General features: G+C 36.9%; 1 protein-coding gene and 1 pseudogene. Both read right to left on the bottom strand.

The annotated features are described in order from the left end of the window. Positions 1–138: 138 nt before the first annotated feature. Positions 139–1077, bottom strand: a complete 939-nt coding sequence (locus ACYVD3_RS26115; protein WP_460645430.1) for an HTH domain-containing protein — start codon at positions 1075–1077, stop codon at positions 139–141. A gap of 8 nt (positions 1078–1085) precedes the next feature. After that, a pseudogene (locus ACYVD3_RS26110) lies at positions 1086–1352 on the bottom strand (hypothetical protein); the annotation flags it as partial.

The raw sequence follows: 1352 nt of genomic DNA, 5'->3' as shown, positions 1-1352 counted from the left end.
AACTTGTTAATTGACATATTTTTTTTTTGATAAGGGGGTTTTTGAAAAAATGTTGAAATAAAAATCCCTGATCGACGGTTAGCATTTAACCGACAATCAGGGTTACGATTTATGATTAGAAATGTTACAATTAGAAACTTAAGACAAAATACCGCATTTTAATGCGTACTGATACATCTGTTCCTCTTCAAGACAGGCATCATCATACTTGCTTTTAACTTTGCCTATTTTGATATCTTCCATTAAATCATCCAGAAACTTTTTGAAATCCGGGTTACTATCCACAAGTCGGTTTATAGTATCCCAGTCAAGGGACTCCTTCTCCTTTGCCGAGAACAGAATTTCACTTTGCATAAAATGCACTGCGTCCAACCGGATTACACCAATTCCAAATGCGTTGTTTAAACGGCACATTTCATCTATTAATTCCGGATCGTCCGCAATATGTAGTGCTACCAGATACCCTTCATGCGCCCAACTGGAATTGGACACTGCCTGAAAATAATATTCCCGGAGGGTAGCAAGATTAATACTGATTTTCATCTCAAAAGAATACAGTTTATAAGGATTCACTTTTAAGATGTCAAATAACTTGAGCGTATTCTCTGTATATGATTCAAAAGGAAAGTGTACTCCAACGATATCCGGGTGTAGCCATTTGTTCTTTCCGCTTTTTTCACGTTTGGAGACCTCATGGTAGATGGTCTTGGTAGAGCACTTGAAATGTTCATCAGAATTGACAAAACTGGAAAGAAGTATATGTAAATCCCGTTCTGAATATTTCAATTTCTTACTTGGCTGTTCCTGCTGCTCTTCGTACTCCTGTAGTCCTGCTGCCTGGTTTTTCAGGAAGAATTTTGCCGGACGTTTGCTTACTTGGGTGAAAATAGAATTTTCGTTATTTTTAATATCTACATATAACCTGGCTGACAATGTACGGATAGGGGTTTTACCGGATGAGGACAATTTTCCTAATAACGCATGTTTCTTTCCTGCCTCCCACATTTCCTCTACTGACAGTGGTATATTTTCATAATCCAATACTTCTTTTGCTAAATCTAAAAAACTGTATCCCATTTTTCCTCCTATCGCATCAAAATCAGATTTCCATTTAAGTCAATCTCATAGTAATTTCCATTCCAATCATTAAGCTTTATTTTATCATCTTCCAGTTCAAAAGGACACCTCTCATTTTGGCTTACAAAAATATCCCCTCCCGAAAAAGCCCATACCTTTTCAAACTGTTCATTTAACCGGGTAATCTCTATCTCCCCATAAATGACATAGTAATTGGATTTCCGGTAGATTCCAAAATTACATCCAAAGGTGTCCAGAACCTTATGCAGAACTAA

The organism is Lacrimispora brassicae, assembly GCF_054772055.1.
Note: the sequence above shows the minus strand (reverse complement) of the source record. Positions and strands in the feature narration are given on the sequence as shown.

Coding starts and splice junctions, on each gene's coding strand:
- ACYVD3_RS26115 (WP_460645430.1), bottom strand. CDS start 1,077: ATGGGATACAGTTTTTTAGATTTAGCAAAAGAAGTATTGGATTATGAA.